This window comes from [Roseibacterium] beibuensis (genome assembly GCF_039542305.1).
Lineage (GTDB): Bacteria > Pseudomonadota > Alphaproteobacteria > Rhodobacterales > Rhodobacteraceae > Roseibacterium > Roseibacterium beibuensis.
In genome coordinates this window covers 540,026-557,410 of record NZ_BAABHW010000001.1, presented here as the reverse complement: position 1 = coordinate 557,410, position 17,385 = coordinate 540,026, and the positions used below count along the sequence as shown (strand labels likewise).

General features: G+C 65.1%; 17 protein-coding genes. 15 read left to right on the top strand and 2 right to left on the bottom strand.

Going from position 1 to position 17,385, the window contains the following annotated elements; genetic code table 11:
* Positions 1–11: 11 nt before the first annotated feature.
* Positions 12–443 carry a tripartite tricarboxylate transporter TctB family protein gene (locus ABD923_RS02765; RefSeq protein WP_259546807.1) on the bottom strand — a complete coding sequence of 144 codons (432 nt, stop codon included), beginning with the start codon at positions 441–443 and terminating at the stop codon, positions 12–14.
* Positions 440–1,411, bottom strand: coding sequence for a Bug family tripartite tricarboxylate transporter substrate binding protein (locus ABD923_RS02760; RefSeq protein WP_259546808.1), 972 nt, complete (start codon positions 1,409–1,411; stop codon positions 440–442). Before ABD923_RS02760 ends, ABD923_RS02765 begins: the two co-directional genes overlap by 4 nt.
* A 372-nt stretch (positions 1,412–1,783) precedes the next feature.
* Here ABD923_RS02760 and ABD923_RS02755 point away from each other — a divergent pair, with 372 nt between their 5' ends.
* The 15 genes from ABD923_RS02755 (at position 1,784) to hybE (ending at position 17,381) form a co-directional block, all read left to right on the top strand.
* Complete coding sequence (locus tag ABD923_RS02755) at positions 1,784–2,740, top strand: hydroxymethylglutaryl-CoA lyase (protein WP_259546809.1); 957 nt, start codon at positions 1,784–1,786, stop codon at positions 2,738–2,740.
* The gene (locus ABD923_RS02750) at positions 2,737–3,936 is read left to right on the top strand and encodes a CaiB/BaiF CoA transferase family protein (protein ID WP_259546810.1); all 1,200 of its coding nucleotides are present in this window, start codon (positions 2,737–2,739) and stop codon (positions 3,934–3,936) included. The genes ABD923_RS02755 and ABD923_RS02750 overlap by 4 nt, the downstream gene beginning before the upstream one ends.
* Before the next feature lie 61 nt (positions 3,937–3,997).
* Positions 3,998–5,329 (top strand): sensor histidine kinase, encoded by a 1,332-nt coding sequence (locus tag ABD923_RS02745; protein ID WP_259546811.1) that lies wholly within the window; start codon positions 3,998–4,000, stop codon positions 5,327–5,329.
* Complete coding sequence (locus tag ABD923_RS02740) at positions 5,326–6,318, top strand: NADH-quinone oxidoreductase subunit B family protein (protein ID WP_259546812.1); 993 nt, start codon at positions 5,326–5,328, stop codon at positions 6,316–6,318. Before ABD923_RS02745 ends, ABD923_RS02740 begins: the two co-directional genes overlap by 4 nt.
* Positions 6,315–7,754 (top strand): nickel-dependent hydrogenase large subunit, encoded by a 1,440-nt coding sequence (locus ABD923_RS02735; RefSeq protein WP_259546814.1) that lies wholly within the window; start codon positions 6,315–6,317, stop codon positions 7,752–7,754. The genes ABD923_RS02740 and ABD923_RS02735 overlap by 4 nt, the downstream gene beginning before the upstream one ends.
* Complete coding sequence (gene hypF, locus ABD923_RS02730) at positions 7,754–9,997, top strand: carbamoyltransferase HypF (protein ID WP_259546815.1); 2,244 nt, start codon at positions 7,754–7,756, stop codon at positions 9,995–9,997. The genes ABD923_RS02735 and hypF overlap by 1 nt, the downstream gene beginning before the upstream one ends.
* Before the next feature lie 237 nt (positions 9,998–10,234).
* On the top strand, positions 10,235–11,326 hold the full coding sequence (locus ABD923_RS02725) for a hydrogenase small subunit (RefSeq protein WP_259546816.1): 1,092 nt from the start codon (positions 10,235–10,237) through the stop codon (positions 11,324–11,326).
* 3 nt (positions 11,327–11,329) lie between these two features.
* Positions 11,330–13,123, top strand: coding sequence for a nickel-dependent hydrogenase large subunit (locus ABD923_RS02720; RefSeq protein WP_259546817.1), 1,794 nt, complete (start codon positions 11,330–11,332; stop codon positions 13,121–13,123).
* 12 nt (positions 13,124–13,135) lie between these two features.
* Positions 13,136–13,333 carry a DUF6732 family protein gene (locus tag ABD923_RS02715; RefSeq protein ID WP_259546818.1) on the top strand — a complete coding sequence of 66 codons (198 nt, stop codon included), beginning with the start codon at positions 13,136–13,138 and terminating at the stop codon, positions 13,331–13,333.
* Positions 13,326–14,102: a Ni/Fe-hydrogenase, b-type cytochrome subunit gene (gene cybH, locus ABD923_RS02710; protein ID WP_259546819.1), complete on the top strand. Its 777-nt coding sequence runs from the start codon at positions 13,326–13,328 to the stop codon at positions 14,100–14,102. The genes ABD923_RS02715 and cybH overlap by 8 nt, the downstream gene beginning before the upstream one ends.
* Before the next feature lie 300 nt (positions 14,103–14,402).
* On the top strand, positions 14,403–15,011 hold the full coding sequence (locus ABD923_RS02705) for a HyaD/HybD family hydrogenase maturation endopeptidase (protein WP_259546820.1): 609 nt from the start codon (positions 14,403–14,405) through the stop codon (positions 15,009–15,011).
* A 3-nt stretch (positions 15,012–15,014) separates the two neighbouring features.
* Complete coding sequence (locus tag ABD923_RS02700) at positions 15,015–15,335, top strand: HypC/HybG/HupF family hydrogenase formation chaperone (RefSeq protein ID WP_259546821.1); 321 nt, start codon at positions 15,015–15,017, stop codon at positions 15,333–15,335.
* 13 nt (positions 15,336–15,348) lie between these two features.
* The gene (locus ABD923_RS02695; RefSeq protein WP_259546822.1) at positions 15,349–15,741 is read left to right on the top strand and encodes a thioredoxin domain-containing protein; all 393 of its coding nucleotides are present in this window, start codon (positions 15,349–15,351) and stop codon (positions 15,739–15,741) included.
* A 9-nt stretch (positions 15,742–15,750) separates the two neighbouring features.
* Positions 15,751–16,584: a hydrogenase expression/formation protein gene (locus tag ABD923_RS02690; protein WP_259546823.1), complete on the top strand. Its 834-nt coding sequence runs from the start codon at positions 15,751–15,753 to the stop codon at positions 16,582–16,584.
* Entirely contained in the window at positions 16,581–17,381 is an 801-nt protein-coding gene (hybE, locus tag ABD923_RS02685) for a [NiFe]-hydrogenase assembly chaperone HybE (protein WP_259546824.1), read from the top strand. The genes ABD923_RS02690 and hybE overlap by 4 nt, the downstream gene beginning before the upstream one ends.
* Positions 17,382–17,385 lie beyond the last annotated feature (4 nt).

Below are 17,385 nucleotides of genomic sequence, written 5' to 3'. Positions count from 1 at the left end.
CGTCGGAAATGTCAGGTGAACCAGCGCCCCAGCACCGCCAGGGGCAGGCCGAGAACCTGGTCGAACAGCGCCCAGAGCGCGGGCGCGAAAAACGCGCCAAGGATGATCGCCTTGACCGGCGAGCCGCCCAGAACGATCCCCATCCCGGCAATCAAGCCGAAGGTCGCGAGCGGAAAACCCAGTGGAAGCAGCAGGAAGGCATATCCCAGAAGGATCGCCAGCGCCGCCACCTGCCGCAGCATGTGAGACCGGTCGGGCCAGGCAACCTGCCCGGTGGGAAACACCACGAGGGAGGCCGACAGGATCATCGCCGGAATACCTACGATCATCGGAAACACGGACGGGCCCAACACATCGCCGAAACTGGCGGTGTAGTCGCGCCCATACCAAGTGTAGAGCGCCGCGATCATGAAGATCGCGACGCCCGCAAGTCTGACACTCATTCGATGATGCCGATGTCGCGCGAGATCTGCGCCATGACTTCTTCCTGCTCACGGACGTAAGCCTCGAAGTCGTCGCCGCCGCGCCAGATCGGCACGAGGCCGAATTCAACGGCTGCGGTCTGCCAGTTCTCGGAGTTGTAGAGCGTTTCAAGGCGCTCGACCCACGCGGCGTAGTCTTCGTCCGACACATCGCCGCCGGTGTAGAGACCGCGCCAGTTGTAGCCGGTCACGTCGATGCCCTGCGAAATGGCGGTCGGGATGTCGGGGAAGGCCGGGATCGGCTCGTCCGACAGCGCCGCGAGGATGCGGATGTCGCCGGATTCCACGAAGCCTGCGATCTCGCCCATGTCGGTCGACACGACGTCGATCTGGCCGCCCATCATTTGCGTCACGGCATCGGTGCCGCCGTCGAACTGCACCCAGCGCAGGTCGCCGAGGTTCTCGAGCCCGCCTTCACGCGCCACCATCAGCAGGCGGATATGGTCCCAGCCACCGGCGCCGGACGAACCCGCCGTCACCAGCGAACCGGGGTCGGCCGCCATCATCTCGGTCAGCTGTGCCAGCGACTCGATCGGGCTTTCGTCGTCAACGGCGATCACGCCGACATCCGCACCCAGCATGGCAAGGTAGCGCATGGCGTCGACCGGCGCGGGATAGCGGCCCTGCGCGATCTGCGTGATGCCCACGGTCGAGGTGGCCACGATCAGTTCCGCGTCACCCGGGCGCTCGTTGGCGACCATGGCATAGGTCACGGCGCCGACACCGCCAGGCATGTTCGTGATCTGCACGTTGCCTTCGACAAGGTCCAGATCGCTCAGGATTCGACCGATGGTGCGGCAGGTGAAATCCCAGCCGCCGCCGGGATTCGACGGGGCAATGCATTCGGTGGCCGAAGCCGGCGCTGCGACCGTCACCATGGCGGTCATCGCCAGACCAAGAGCGGCCGACGTGGTATTGAAGATTTTCATGTGACGTCCTCCCAGAAACGTGGTCGTGAGCAAAAGACGTTTGCCGCCCGATTGCAAGGGGATGCGCAGTCAGAAAACGGAAGGCCTCGAAATTTTCTAAGCTGCCGTCTCTTTTTTGCATGTCAGGGGCCGACCCTTGCACGCTCCGCCAGACACCTGTGATTCCACCATGATTTCCTTTACTTGGCAGGCTCAAACGCCCACATGCCACGGCAATCCCCACGCTCCAAAAGCTGTCAAGGTGCCGTCACCACGGCATTTGAACGGCCCCGCGCCGCGGCGCGCACCCTTGCCGAAAGCCCCCCGATCTTGCCACTTTAGCGCCACGAGCCTCGCCGATCCCCGGACGAGGCCTTCGAAAGGACGAGACACATGGCCAGCACCGCGCCGGTGCCCGAAGGGTCCCACATCACCATCTGCGAAGTCGGCCCCCGGGACGGGTTCCAGAACGAGAAAACCTTCATCCCGACCGCGAAAAAGATCGAGATCGTCAACGCGCTCTTCGCAAGCGGCCTGCGCCACATGCAGGTGACGTCCTTCGTCAGCCCCCGCGCGGTGCCGCAACTGGCCGATGCCGAGGACGTGCTGGCCGGGATCGACCGCCCCGAAGGCGCCTATGTCACCGCCCTCGTGCCGAACCTGCGCGGCGCCGAACGGGCGGCGGGCGCGGGCGTCGATGCGGTGCATACGGTCGTGTCGGCCTCCGAAACGCATAACCTGAAGAACGTGAACCGCCCCGTCGACCAGTCCCTGGCGGAATTCGAGGCGGTGTTCGACACGCTCGGCAAAGCCGGGATCGCGATCGAGGGCGGCATCGCCACGGCCTTCGGCTGCCCCTTCGAGGGGATCGTGCCGCCCGAACAGGTGGCGCGCATCGCAAAGCGCTATCAAGAGCTGGGCGCCAGCAGCGTGTCGCTTGGCGACACCACGGGCATGGCCACGCCGCTGACGGTCAAGGCCGCCATCCGCGCCATCCGCGAGGCCGCGCCGGAGCTGGAGATCCACCTGCATTTCCACAACACCCGCGGCGTCGGCCTTGCCTGCGTGATGACCGGGCTGTCCGAGGGCGTGACGCATTACGACGCCTCGGTCGGGGGGCTGGGCGGCTGTCCCTTCGCGGCCGGGGCCACGGGCAATATCTGCACCGAGGATCTGGTCTATCTGCTGCAGGAAAGCGGCTACGAGAGTGGCGTCGACCTCGACAAGATCATCGCTGCCGCCGCGCTGACGCAAGACGTCCTCGGCCGCCCCCTGCCCGGACAGGTGCTCAAGGCCGGACCCCGCCTGAAACGCCATGACCCCAACCTGACCGTGACGGCCGCAGGATGAGTTCCCTTCCCCTTTCCGGCGTCCGGGTCATCGACCTGACGCGTATTCTGTCGGGCCCGTTCTGTTCCATGATCCTGGGCGATCTCGGCGCAGAGGTCGTGAAGGTCGAAGCCCCCGGCGGCGACCATGTTCGCCAGCAAGGCCACAAGGTCGATGGGCTCTCGTGGTATTTCGCGGGCTTCAACCGCAACAAGCAGTCGCTGGAACTGGACCTGCGCAAGCCCGAGGGCGTTGCCGTGCTGGAACGGCTGCTGGCCCGCGCCGACATCCTGACCGAGAATTTCCGCCCCGGCGTTCTGGACAAGATGGGCCTGACCGAGGCCCGCCTTAATGAGATCAACCCCGATCTCATCGTCGTCAGCGTAAACGGCTATGGCTCCACCGGGCCTTATGCCGACCGCCCGGCCTTCGACTTCATCGCCCAGGCGATGTCGGGCTACATGGCGACGAATGGCACGCCCGAGACCGGACCGCTGCGCACCGCGCCGCCGATCACGGACCTGGTGGCCGGTCTCTACGCCGCGCTCGGGGCCGTCGCGGCCCTGCGCGGGCGGGAAAACGGCGGCCCGGCCCAACGGGTCGAGGCGTCGATGATGATGTCCATGATGTCGATGATGGCGTATCTGTCCTCGAACGCGCTGGCCACGGGACGAGACCCGGTGCCAACCGGCAACGACCACCCGATCGCATCGCCCTACGGCCTGTTCCGCGCCTCGGACGGCGATATCGCCGTGGCCCCCTCGACCGAGGTGATCGTCCAGCGTTTCATGAAGGAAATCGGCCTGTCGCACCTGCTGGACGAACCGCGTTTTGCCGACAATGCCATGCGGGTCCAGAACCGGGCCGAGTTGAACGAGTTGATCAATGAGGCGATTGCCGGGGGCACACAAGCGGAATGGATCACGCGCCTCAACAAGGCCGGAGTGCCGTCAGGCCGCGTGCAAACCCTGACCGAGGCCTTGACCGATCCGCAGGTCGCGTCGCAGGACATGGTGCTGGAGGTCCCCCATCCGGGCCACGGCACGGTCAAGATGACCGGTTTCCCAATCAAGTTTTCGCACACGCCGCTTCGCGTTCGCCATACGACCCCCGAACTGGGGGCCCATGGCCGCGACGTCCTGCATGCAGCAGGCTACGACGAAGCCGAGATCGACGCGCTCGTCGAACGGGGGATCATGGGCTCGGGCGACCCATAAGGCTAAGGACGCTTTCCTGGCACGGGCTGGCCAGTTATGCTGTTGCCTCAAGGAGTGACGCGTGACCCCCAGTTCCGACCGAAAGCACCTGCCGGGCCAACCGGTCCTGACCGATACGGTCTGGGCCGATGTGCTCAATGCCGTCGACAAGACCTACGCGGAACTGGTCGCCTACCAGGAGCAGTTGGAGGCCAAGAACCACGAACTCGATGCGCTCAGGCGTTTCATGGGGTCTGTTCTGCAATCGGTGTCGGATGTGCTCATGGTCGTGGACCGGTCGCAGCGCATCGAAGAAGCAAGCAGCTCGCTGGGGCAACTTGTCGGTCAACCCGGCAAGGTTCTGCTGGGAACCTCGGTCACCGATGTTGTCATGGACGAGAGCCGCGACCGGCTGACCAGGGAAATCGAGCAGGTCATGGCGCTGCGCAAACCCGCCACGATCGAGATCGACATGATAACGGCGGATGGGCCGGCGCCGCTGGAAATGTCCATCGCGCCCCATCTCGACGATCGTGGCCGCGCCGCCGGCGCGGTGCTGACGGGGCGTCCCCTCGGGGAACTGCGCCGCGCTTATGCAGAGCTGTCGGACAGTCACAAGGCGCTTCAGGACGCACAGGCGCAACTTGTCCGAAACGAGAAATTGGCGGCCCTCGGTCGGTTGTTGGCCGGTGTCGCCCATGAACTGAACAACCCGATCAGTTTCGTGTACGCCAATGCCCATGCCCTCGAGAAATACGTGGGCCGCTTCGAAACCTATTTCGAGAAGGTGCAGGAGGGCGCATCGCGCGAGGAACTGGTGAGGCTGCGGAAAGACCTCAAGCTGGAGCGCGAGTTGCGCAACCTGCGCACCGCGATCGACGGGGCGCGCGACGGCTCCGAGCGGGTGCGCGATATCGTGGCCGACCTGCGCCGCTTGTCCGCCGAAGGGTCGGGCGACCTGGCGCGGTTCGACCTGTCAGAAACCGCCCGCGTCGCGGCCAACTGGGTCGAACGTGGTGCGCGGCACGACTTGAACCTCGCGTTCACGGGCGCCGACAAGGTCGAGGCGTTCGGAAGGCCCGGCCACGTGCAACAGGTCATCATGAACCTCGTGCAGAACGCTCACGACGCGGTCGAGGGTCTGGAGCGCCCCGAGATCACGATCGACGTGCGGCAAGACGGCAACCGCGCGGTCCTCGCCGTGCGCGACAACGGGCCAGGTGTGCCGAAGGATCAGGTGAGCGCGATTTTCGACCCGTTCTACACCACCAAGGAGGTCGGGCGCGGCACCGGCCTTGGCCTCTATATCTCGCTCCGTATCGCGGAAGAGCATGGCGGCACCCTCAGTCATTGTCCCGAGGGTGATGGCGCGTGTTTCCGCCTTGAGCTTCCGATCGCGGGAGAGGACGCATGAACCTGTTGTGGCTGCAATCGGCGGGCTGCGGCGGTTGCACCATGTCGCTTCTCTGTGCCGAAGACCCGAACGCGATCGAGACACTGGAGGCGGCGGATATCAACCTGCTCTGGCACCCGTCCCTGTCCGAGGCGACCGGGAGCGAGGTGCGCGCACTGCTGGACGGCATCCTGTCGGGCGAAACCCCGCTCGACATCCTTTGCGTCGAAGGCGCCATCCTGCGCGGGCCGAACGGCACCGGGCGCTACCAGATGCTGGCCGGGACGGGCCGGTCCCTGCTGGAATGGGTGCGCGATCTTGCGGTCCATGCTGGCCACGTGGTGGGCGTCGGCACCTGCGCGACCTATGGCGGCATCTCGTCGGCCGGAGAAAACCTGACGGACGCGGTCGGCCTGCAATTCGAAGGCCACCACCCCGGCGGCGCCCTGTCCACCGGGTTCCGGGGGCGACATGGCCTGCCCGTGATCAATGTCGCAGGCTGTCCGACGCATCCCGGTTGGGTCACCGAGACGCTATTGATGCTGAAGGCCGGAACCCTGACCGAGGCGGCGCTCGACGATCTGCGCCGCCCGTTGTTCTATACCGAAACGCTCGCCCATCACGCCTGCCCCAAGAACGAGTTCTACGAATACAAGGCCAGCGCCGAGCGGCTCTCGCAGATCGGCTGCATGATGGAGCATCTGGGCTGTGTGGGAACGCAGGCGGCGGCCGATTGCAACATCCGCACCTGGAATGGCGAGGGGAGTTGCACACGCGCCGGCTATCCCTGCATCAACTGCACCGCGCCCGAGTTCGAGGAACCGCACCACAGCTTTACCGAGACACCGAAATTCGCGGGAATCCCGGTCGGGCTTCCCTCGGATATGCCGAAAGCGTGGTTCATGGCGCTCGCTTCCCTGTCAAAGGCCGCCACACCCGAGCGGATCAATCGAAACGCCTACGCCGATCGCATCGTCGTGCCCCCCACCATAAGGCACAGGAAATCATGACCGGACCAACACGCACGCTCACCGTCGGTCCGTTCAACCGGGTCGAAGGCGACCTCGAAATCCGGCTGGATATTGAGGACGGCTATGTCCGTGCCGCCTACGCCAACTCCCCGCTCTTTCGCGGCTTCGAACGGATGTTGATCGGCAAGGACCCTCGGGATGCGATGACCATCACGCCCCGAATTTGCGGGATCTGTTCGATCAGCCAGTCCGCCGCCGCGGCGGGGGCGCTTGCCGCGCTGACAGGTGCCACCCCCGCGCCGCAGGGCGCGCTCGCCGCCGCGATCCTGCACGGGGTCGAGAACCTTGCCGACCACCTGACGCATTTCAACCTGTTCTTCATGCCTGATTTCGCCCGTCACGGGTACGCGGGACGCGCGTGGCATGCCACCGCCGTCGAGCGTTTCACGGCCGCGCAGGGCTCGGCCGTTCGCGCCGCCATCGATGCACGGGCCAAGCTGTTTCACATCGTCGGCCTTCTCGGGGGCAAGTGGCCACACACGCTGGCCATCCAGCCCGGCGGCGTGACGCGTGCGCCCTCCGAACGGGACAAGATGCGCATCATTTTGTCCCTCAGAAGTTGCCGCCGATACTTGGAGGGCACGCTTTTCGGCCGTCCGGTCGAAGAGTTTCTCGGCCTGTCCACCCATGACGACCTGATGGGTTGGACACGGGGCGATGCAGGGCTGTTCCTGATGATCGCGGGGGAACTGGGGCTGGAGCATTTCGGGCCGGGACCGGGGCGCTACCTTTCGTTCGGGGCATACCCTTTGCCAGAGGGCCGCGCGATGCGGGCCGGAACATGGACGGATGGCCAGAGACAGCCGCTCGACACCTCCCGGATCACCGAGGATCTGACCCACGCCTGGATGATGGGAAAGTCGGCCCACCCCGCCGAGGGGATGACGGAGCCCGATGACTCCATGGCCACGCCCGCCTACAGCTGGTGCAAGGCGCCCCGGCTGGACGGGCAGACGATGGAAACCGGAGCCTTCGCCCGTGCCGTGGTGGACGGCCATCCCCTCGCGCTCGATCTTGCCGCGCGCAATGCCGGCGTGCTGTCGCGGATCGCCGGTCGCCTGTTGGAAATCGCTCACACGCAGGTTCTGCTTGAAACCTGGGCACAGTCCCTCAAGCCGGGCGACCCGTTCATGGCCGAGACGCCAAACATGCGGGACGGATCGGGCGAAGGTCTGGTCGAGGCCGCGCGCGGGGCGCTCGGTCATTGGATCGAGGTCGAAAACGGCTGCATCACGGGGTACCAGATCGTTGCTCCGACGACTTGGAATTTCAGCCCCCGCGACGAGGCCGGCACCCCCGGCCCGGTCGAGGCGGCCCTGGTTGGCGCCCGTGTGGACGGCGGCGAGGAGACGCCGCTTACGGTGCAGCATATCGTGCGCAGCTTCGATCCCTGCATGGTTTGCACGGTGCATTGATGAAGGGCCGTCGCATCCGCGTGCGAGGGCAGGTGCAAGGTGTCGGATATCGCCCCTTCGTCTGGGATCTTGCGCATCGGCTCGGGGTGGCGGGCGATGTCCGCAACGACGCCGAAGGGGTGCTGATCCACGCCTGGGGCGGGGATCTGGCCCGGTTCGAAACCGCCCTGCACACCGATGCGCCCCCGCTGGCCGACGTACAATCCGTGGAAGGGGCCAGCCACGATTTCGCAACCGCGCCCGACGGGTTCGACATCATTGCGTCGTCTGCCGGTAGCGCCGATACCGGGGTCACTCCGGATGCTGCCACCTGCCCCGACTGCCTTGCCGAGATCCGTGACCCCGCGCAGCGCCGTCATCGCTACGCCTTCACGAACTGCACTCACTGCGGCCCGCGCTTCACGATCCTCGACCAATTGCCCTATGATCGCGCGCACACCTCGATGGCGGTGTTCGAGTTGTGTCAGGATTGCCGCGCCGAATACGAAGACCCTGCGGATCGCCGATTCCACGCCCAACCGGTCGCCTGCCCGGCCTGCGGCCCGCGCCTCTGGCTGGAGATGGACGGGGCGGAAGTAACTGGCGATGCGATTGCCGAGGCCACTCACCTTCTGTCCGCAGGCGCTATCCTTGCGATCAAGGGACTGGGCGGGTTCCACCTGGCCTGCGACGCGACGAATGGCGATGCGGTCAACCGGCTGCGCGACCGGAAACGACGGCCGGGAAAACCCTTTGCCCTCATTGGCACGCCCGCGATGATCCGACAGCATTCCGACCTGACGGAGGCACAAGAGAAGCGCCTTCAATCCTCTGCCGCCCCGATCATGCTGTTGCAGCGGACCGCATCGGACCTTCCAGACAGCATCGCACCGGGACAGGACACGCTGGGATGGATGGTACCGCCGACGCCGCTGCATCACCTTTTGCTCGACGCGATCAACACGCCACTTGTGATGACCTCCGGCAACCTCTCGGGCCAACCGCAGGTCATCGGCAATGAAGAAGCGCGCGAGAAACTCTCGGCTTTCTGCGACGGGTTTCTCATGCACGACAGGGACATCCTGCGGCGTCTCGACGATTCCGTTGAACGGATCACGCCACAGGGGCCGATGGCGCTGCGGCGCGCCCGCGGCCGCGTGCCGGGAACGCTGCCCTTGCCCCCTGGATTCGAGGATGCCCCGCAAACCCTTGCCTTCGGCGGGCAGCTCAAATCCGCGATCTGCCTGACCAAGTCGGGCCGGGCGCTGCTGTCTCATCATCTGGGCGATCTCGACGACCGGTTGTGTTTCGATGAGTTTCGCAAGGCCGACGCCGATTACGCGGCCCTGTTCAACCATGAGCCAACGCTGTTCGCCTGCGATCTGCACCCGGGCTACCGGGCGTCGGCCCACGCGGCCCGCCGCGCGGCCGGGTCACGCCTTGTCGAAGTTCAGCACCACCATGCCCATCTCGCCGCCTGCCTTGGGGAGAACGGATGGCCCCGTGACGGCGGCAGGGTCGCCGGCATCATTCTCGATGGCTTGGGCCTTGGCGACGATGGCACGATCTGGGGCGGAGAGCTTCTGGTGGGGGACTATGCGGGCTTCGCGCGCGTGGCGCATCTGGCGCCCGCCCCGTTGATCGGGGGGGACGCCGCGCAGCGCGACCCTTGGCGCAACCTGCTCGCACGACTGGACGCCGCCGGACTTTACGACCTCGCAGACGAGATGCTTCGAGGCCCGGATCTCGCGCTCGCCCGCGCGGCGGCGGCACGCGGGATCAACGCGCCCTTGTCCAGTTCGGCCGGCCGCCTGTTCGATGCCTTCGCCGCAGCCCTGGGCCTTGTCGCGGGGTCGCAAAGCTTCGAGGGCGAGGCCGCCATGCGGCTCGAGACACTGGCGCGGCGGGCGCCCGACGGGTTCGGCGCCCCCTACCCGTTCGATCTGTGCGGCAACCAGATCGACCCGGCGCCCCTGTTCCACGCCTTCGCAAAAGACCGCGCGGATGGCATCGCGCCCGAGGTCATGGCCGCCCGGTTCCACGCCGGTCTGGCGCAGGCATTTTGCGGTCTCGCCCGGCGCGAGGTTGAGGCCGGCCGCGCCGCCGCTGTCGCCCTGTCGGGGGGGTGTTTTCAGAACGCCACGCTCCTGTCGCTCTGCGCCGAGGCTCTCGCTGATCTTCCGGTTCTCCTGCACCACGAGACGCCGGCCAACGATGGTGGTCTCGCCCTTGGGCAAGCGCTTGTCGCGGCGGCACAAGCATAACCGCAGCCGGTAAGGTGCCTGCCACCCGGTGCGCGCTCCGGCAACGAAGCAACCGGACACCATGGCATACATTGGCGTCGAAACCGCGCCCATCACCCTGTTTTCAATATCTTTTCATCATTTGTTCGAGGGAGTCGCCCTTTTCCGTTCCCTGGTCCGCCGCCGACGCCATCCTGAGGCTTGGAGGAGCCCGCGCATGCCGCTGCGGGCAGGATCGACACCGGAGGACAGCCAGCTTTGCCAGCTTTGGAAACCTTCTACGACGTGATGCGGCGCCAGGGGATCACCCGGCGCAGTTTCATGAAATACTGCTCTCTCACCGCCGCGGCCCTCGGCCTCGGCCCGAGCTTCGTGCCGCGCATCGCGCACGCGATGGAAACGCGCCCGCGAACGCCGGTCATCTGGTTGCACGGTCTGGAATGCACCTGCTGTTCGGAAAGCTTCATCCGCTCCGCCCACCCGCTGGTGCGCGACGTCGTTCTGTCGATGATCTCTCTCGACTATGACGACACGCTGATGGCGGCCGCCGGCGAAGCCGCCGAACGCACGCTGGAAGAGACCATCGAAGAGTATCGCGGCAACTACATCCTCGCCGTCGAGGGCAACCCGCCCCTGAACGAAGACGGGATGTTCTGCATCACCGGAGGCCGTCCCTTCGTCGAAAAGCTGCGCTACGCCGCCGAGGGCGCGCGCGCCATCATCAGCTGGGGTGCCTGCGCGTCCTACGGGTGCGTACAGGCGGCAGCGCCGAACCCGACGCGCGCCACCCCCGTTCACCAGGTCATCACCGATAAGCCCATCATCAAGGTGCCCGGCTGCCCGCCCATCGCCGAGGTGATGACCGGCGTGATCACCTACATGCTGACCTTCGACCGCATGCCGGAACTGGACCGCCAAGGCCGCCCGGCGATGTTCTACGGCCAGCGCATCCATGACAAATGCTATCGTCGCCCGCACTTCGACGCCGGTCAGTTCGTCGAGAACTGGGACGACGAGAATGCCCGGCGCGGTTACTGCCTCTACAAGATGGGGTGCAAGGGTCCAACCACCTACAACGCCTGCTCTACCATCCGCTGGAACGAAGGCGTCAGCTTTCCGATCCAGTCGGGCCATGGCTGCATCGGCTGTTCCGAAGACGGCTTCTGGGACCAGGGCAGTTTCTACGATCGCGTGACCGACCTGACCCAGTTCGGGGTCGAGGCGAATGCCGACCAGATCGGCATGACCGCAGCGGGCGTCGTCGGCGGCGGCATCGCTGTTCATGCCGCCGTCTCGGCCCTCAAGTCTGCGCAACGCAAAACCCAGAACGCCGCGTCCGAGGAGGCTTGATAGATGGTTGTTCAAACACCCAACGGTTTCGAACTCGACAATTCCGGCCAGCGGATCGTCGTGGACCCGGTCACCCGGATCGAGGGCCACATGCGCTGCGAAGTCAATGTCGACGAGCAGGGCGTCATCCGCAACGCGGTGTCGACCGGCACGATGTGGCGCGGCCTTGAGGTCATCCTGCGCGGCCGCGACCCGCGCGACGCCTGGGCCTTCACCGAGCGGATCTGCGGCGTCTGCACCGGCACCCACGCGCTGACCAGCGTGCGGGCAGTCGAGGATGCACTGGGGATCACCATCCCGGACAACGCGAACTCGATCCGTAACATGATGCAGTTGAACCTGCAGATCCATGACCACGTGGTGCATTTTTATCACCTGCACGCGCTGGACTGGGTGAACCCGATCAACGCATTGCGCGCCGACCCGCGCGCGACCTCGGAGTTGCAACAGACGGTCGGGCCGAACCACCCGATGTCGAGCCCCGGCTACTTCCGAGACGTGCAAAGCCGCCTGCGGCAGTTCGTTGAATCCGGCCAACTGGGCCTGTTCAAGAACGGCTACTGGGAGAACCCCGCCTATCGCCTGCCCCCCGAGGCAGACCTGATGGCGGTAACGCACTACCTTGAGGCGCTGGACCTGCAGCGCGAGATCGTGAAGGTCCACACCATCTTCGGCGGCAAGAACCCGCATCCGAACTGGCTGGTGGGCGGCGTGCCCTGTCCGATCAACATGCACTCCACCGGTGCCGTGGGTGCGATCAACATGGAGCGCCTGAACCTGGTCTCCAGCATCATCACCCTGTGCAGCGATTTCGTGCGGAACGTCTACATCCCTGACGTCATCGCGATCGGCGGGTTCTACCGTGACTGGCTCTATGGTGGCGGCTTGTCCGGGCAATCGGTCCTGGCCTATGGCGACATCCCCGAGCATCCCAACAACTTCGATGCCGACCAGTTGTACCTGCCGCGCGGGGCCATCATCAACGGCAACCTCGACGAGGTGCACGAGGTCGATGTCCGCGACCCCGAGCAGATCCAGGAATTCGTGGATCACAGCTGGTACGAATATGGCGAACCGGGCCGGGGTCTGCACCCGTGGGACGGTGTCACCGAAGCCCGGTACGAGTTGGGCGAAAACACCGTCGGCACGCGAACCAACATCCGCGAGATCGACGAATCCGCCAAGTACAGCTGGATCAAGGCGCCGCGCTGGCGCGGCCACGCGATGGAGGTGGGCCCGCTCGCCCGCTACGTCGTGGGCTATGCCCAAGGCCACGAGCAGATCACCGACCAGGTCAACGGGCTTCTGTCTGCTATGGACCTGCCGGTCGATGCGCTGTTCTCAACCCTGGGCCGAACTGCGGCGCGCGCGTTGGAATCCCAATACTGCGCAGACCTGCAGCGGTATTTCTTCGATAAGCTGGTGACCAACATCCGCAACGGCGACGAAAGCACCGCCAATATCGAGAAGTGGGAGCCCTCGACATGGCCGTCGACCGCGCGCGGTGTCGGCATGACCGAGGCCCCCCGCGGGGCGCTCGGCCACTGGGTTTCGATCTCGGAGGGGCGCATCGAGAACTACCAATGCGTCGTTCCGACCACGTGGAACGGCAGCCCGCGCGACACCGAGGGCAATATCGGTGCCTTCGAAGCAAGCCTTCTCAACACCCCGATGGAGCGCCCCGAGGAACCGGTCGAAATCCTGCGCACGCTGCACAGTTTCGACCCCTGCCTCGCATGCTCCACGCATGTCATGTCGCCCGACGGCGACGAACTCACCACGGTCAAGGTCCGCTGAAGGAGACGCCACATGAAACAGTCATTTGCAATTTTCCTTATGTCGACCGGCGCCGCCATGGCCCATCCCGGCCACGGCGCCCAGACCGAGGCCCATTGGCTGAGCGAGCCCGATCACCTGATCGCGCTGACCGCCCTCGCGGTCCTCGTGGTGCTGCCGGTTCTCGGCTGGATCGCGGGGCGCAAGTCGGGGGGCAACAGAAATGGATGAACGTACGATCCACATCCCCAATCCCGATGTCGAACCGCTCCAGTCATCCCGGCTGACCGGGGACGCGACCGAAAGCGACATCGAGAGCATTCGCCAGCGCACGGCCGTCTACGTCTACGAGTGGCCCGTGCGGCTGTGGCACTGGCTGAACGCACTGGCAATCCTTGTCCTGTGCGTGACCGGCTGGTTCATCGGCTCTCCTCCGCCGACGATGCAGATCGACGAGGCGAACTACCAGTTCGTCTTCGGCTATATCCGGTTCGCGCATTTCACCGCAGGACTGCTGATGATGGTCATGTTCATCGGGCGCATCTACTGGGCGTTCGTGGGCAACCGCCATGCGCGGCAGCTCTTTCGCTTGCCGGTATGGAACAAGCGCTGGTGGTACGAGGTGTACTTCGAACTTCGCTGGTACATGTTCCTTGAACCAGAGCCGAAGAAATATGTCGGCCACAATCCCCTGGCGCAGGCGGCGATGTTCTTCTTCATCACAATCGGCATCGCCTACATGGTCGGCACCGGGCTTGCGCTTTATGGCGAGGGTCTCGGGGCGGGGTCCTGGGCGGACACGCTCTTTGGCTGGGCCATTCCGCTGGTCGGGGGAAGCCAGGCGATGCATTCGCTGCATCACCTGGGCATGTGGACGATCATCGTGTTCATCATCATTCACGTCTACGCCGCGATCCGCGAAGACATCCTTTCGCGGCAGTCCATGGTCTCGACCATGATTTCCGGCCACCGCACGTTCAAGGACGACAAGCCGGATTGAGCAGCTGACGGGCGTACCGTCAAAACGTCTTAAAGAGTGATTCAGTACGAATGGCGGCGGGCTTCGGCCCGTCGCTTTCATTGTAAGCTTTGCTTTCAATTGTGAACCAAAATGGATACTAACTTTGCACCATGTGTCATCTGGCATGCAATCGCACACATTAAAACTATTATAATTCAACCCCTTACCGAAATCCCCTGCATTCCCGAAAAAATGGCGCTGGCGAACCGGTCACTCTAGTGTCGGTCGGGACAACAAATGAACACCGCTTGTCCGGTTTGCCGATGAAGGGGAGGAGTCATGGGCGCCAAGACACTCATTCTGGGTATTGGAAACGTCCTGTGGGCCGATGAAGGCTTTGGCGTGCGCTGCGTCGAAGAGCTGGCCCGGCGCTGGTCACTCGGCCCCGACGTCCATGTCATGGACGGCGGAACACAGGGTCTCTACCTGCTGCCCTTCCTTGACGACGCCGAAACGCTGATCGTCTTCGATGCGGTCGATTATGGCCTGCCTCCCGGCACCCTGAAGCTCATCGAGGGGGACGACGTGCCCTCCTTCATGGGCGCCAAGAAAATGAGCCTGCACCAGACCGGCTTTCAGGATGTCATCGCAACGGCCCGCCTGATGGGCTCCTGCCCCGAGACGCTGATCCTCATCGGCTGCCAGCCCGAAGAACTCGAGGATTACGGCGGTGGTCTGCGCGCAGTCGTTGCCGCCCAGATCGACCCGGCGATCGACATCGCGCTGGACAAGCTGGCTGCGCTCGGGGTCACGCCCACCCCCGGGCAAAGTGATGGGTCCGATCTCGCCGATCCCTCCATCCTGCGCGATGCCTACGAAGATGGGCGCCCCTCGCCCGAGGATGCGTGCCGCATCGGGGACGAACGCTTTCTTCCGGGACGGGCCTGAGCCATGTGTGTCGGCATTCCCATGCAGATCCTGTCCAGAGATGGCATCGCCGCGACCGCCCGCGATGGCGATAGCGAAAGGCTGATCGACCTGTCGCTGACAGGCCCGCTCGCGCCCGGAACCTGGGTGCTGACCTTCCTTGGCGCTGCCCGCGAGGTTCTGCCCGAAGACGAGGCGCAAAAGATCCGTGCCGCGCTCGACGGTCTGGGCGCGCTGATGGCGGGGGGCGAACTTGGAGATGCCTTCGCCGATCTTGAATCCCGGGGACCAACCCTGCCCCCGCACCTGGCCGCCGCGCAGGCGGCCGGCAAAACCCACGCCTGAGGACCGCGAACCCATGACCCACCCCCTGATTGACCGCCTGACCACGGAATTCGGCTGGCCCCGACTGACTGATAGCGAGGCCCTACAGGCCTTTGTGTCAGCCCCCGGCGAACATGTCCTGTTCGTCCCCGGCGACCCGGCCCGCAACCTCGAAACAGCCGATGTGGCGGTCATCGCCCCCGAGCTTCGCATGGCCTTCCAGAACCGGTTCGATTGCGCCGTCGTCGACGACGACATCGAGACCGAGGCCCGCGAACTCGGCAAGACCTACAAGACACCCAGCCTGCTGTTCTTCCGCGAAGGTCAGCCCATTGGCGCCATCGCCAAGGTGCGCGACTGGTCCGACTACATGGACCGGATCACCCGCATCCTCGCCGCCCCCGCCGCCCCCGCCGTCGCTGAATAAGGACCCGTCATGGCCAACTTTCACCTTCCACCAATGGGCTTCGGGCCCGGCTCGCAAACCGACGATGCCGATGGCGCCCCCCAGTACATGCCGATGCCGCAGGACATGCGCGTCTATGCCCCGCACCTGCCCGAGGTCGAGGACAGCAGCGCCTATTCACCCGCGCTCGCCCTGCTCGAAGCAATCGCCACCGCCTGTGACACCGTGGCCGCGGGCGGCGCGCAAGTCGGGTTCGACCTGGGCGACCTCGACACGCAGAACCGCAGCCTCATGGCCGAAACGCTGGGTCAAGGCGAAGTCTCGGTGAAATTGCGCGGCGTCCCGGCCATCGCCATCCAGGAAAGCGTATTTGCCGGCGTCTGGGTCCTGTCCGGCCACGGGATCGACCGGATCGAGGTTGCCGCGATCCCCGAGATCGTCACGAAACGGGGCTTCGAAGTGACCCGGCCCGCGCAAGGCACCGACACGCCGCGCAACCCGCAGGTCCTGAACGCACCGCCGCTTTACGTCGAACTCAAGGACAAGTCGGGTGCCTATTCGCAGCAGGCAGAGTTGCATGTCGTCAATCTGTCGCTTCTGCCCCACAGCGAGGAAGATCTTGTCTGGCTCGATGCCGCCCTGGGCCAGGGCGCGGCAACGATCCTGTCGCGCGGCTACGGAAATTGCCGCGTGACCGCGACGGCCCTGCCCCATGTCTGGCGGGTGCAGTATTTCAATTCGATGGATACGCTGATCCTCGACACATTCGAGGTGACCGACCTGCCCGAGGTCGTCCTTGCCGCATCCGAAGACCTCGAAGACAGTAGCAAGCGGCTGAGGCAGGTGCTGGAGGCGATCCGATGACCCCCTTCGAAGGCGGCTATCACAACAGCCCCGAGGGGTTCAGCGCCGAGGCCGTGCTGGAATGCAAGATCTGCTGGACGCCCTACGACCCGGCCGAAGGCGACAGCTATCGCCAGATCGACCCGGGCACGGCGTTCCGCGATCTGCCCGAGGACTGGTCCTGCCCGAATTGCGGTGCCCCGAAGGAGCATTTCCTCGTCAATCGTGATCCTGGCGCAAGCGCGTTGATGGAAACCGTGCGCCTGCGTGGGCTGACCGACAAGCTGGTCGCAGATTTCCGCGAGATCTGGAACGGCAAGATGCGGGACGTTCCCATGGTCAACCGCACCCTCAGCATCGAGGCGATCGGCTTTCGCATGCATGACGGACGGCCCCTGGGTGTGCTTCTGTCGCCTTGGTTCATGAACCTGATCCAGCTTCCGGGGGAAGACGAGGATTGGTCCGGCCTTACGCCCGGCGAGAAGGAGAGCATCGCCTTCCCCTCCGGCGAGTACGAGTTCATCCATAACACGCGCGAGACCATCGGCGGCTACAAGGCCTGTTCGCTCTTCAGCATGATGGGGGATTTCGGCAGCCAGAAGCAGGCCGTCGACGTCGCCAACGCGGTCATGGTCGCGCTGTTCGACCCCGAGGTGCGGGCCGAGACAGACCGCAAGGCCGATATCCGCGCCAGCCGCGAGGCCGAACTTGCCGCCGCCGCGCCGGTCGAGACCGGGGATATGCCGGTGCCGGACCTGTCCGAGCCGACACGCCGTGGCTTCATCACCGCCGGCCTTGCCGAAGACGCGCAGAACTGACCCG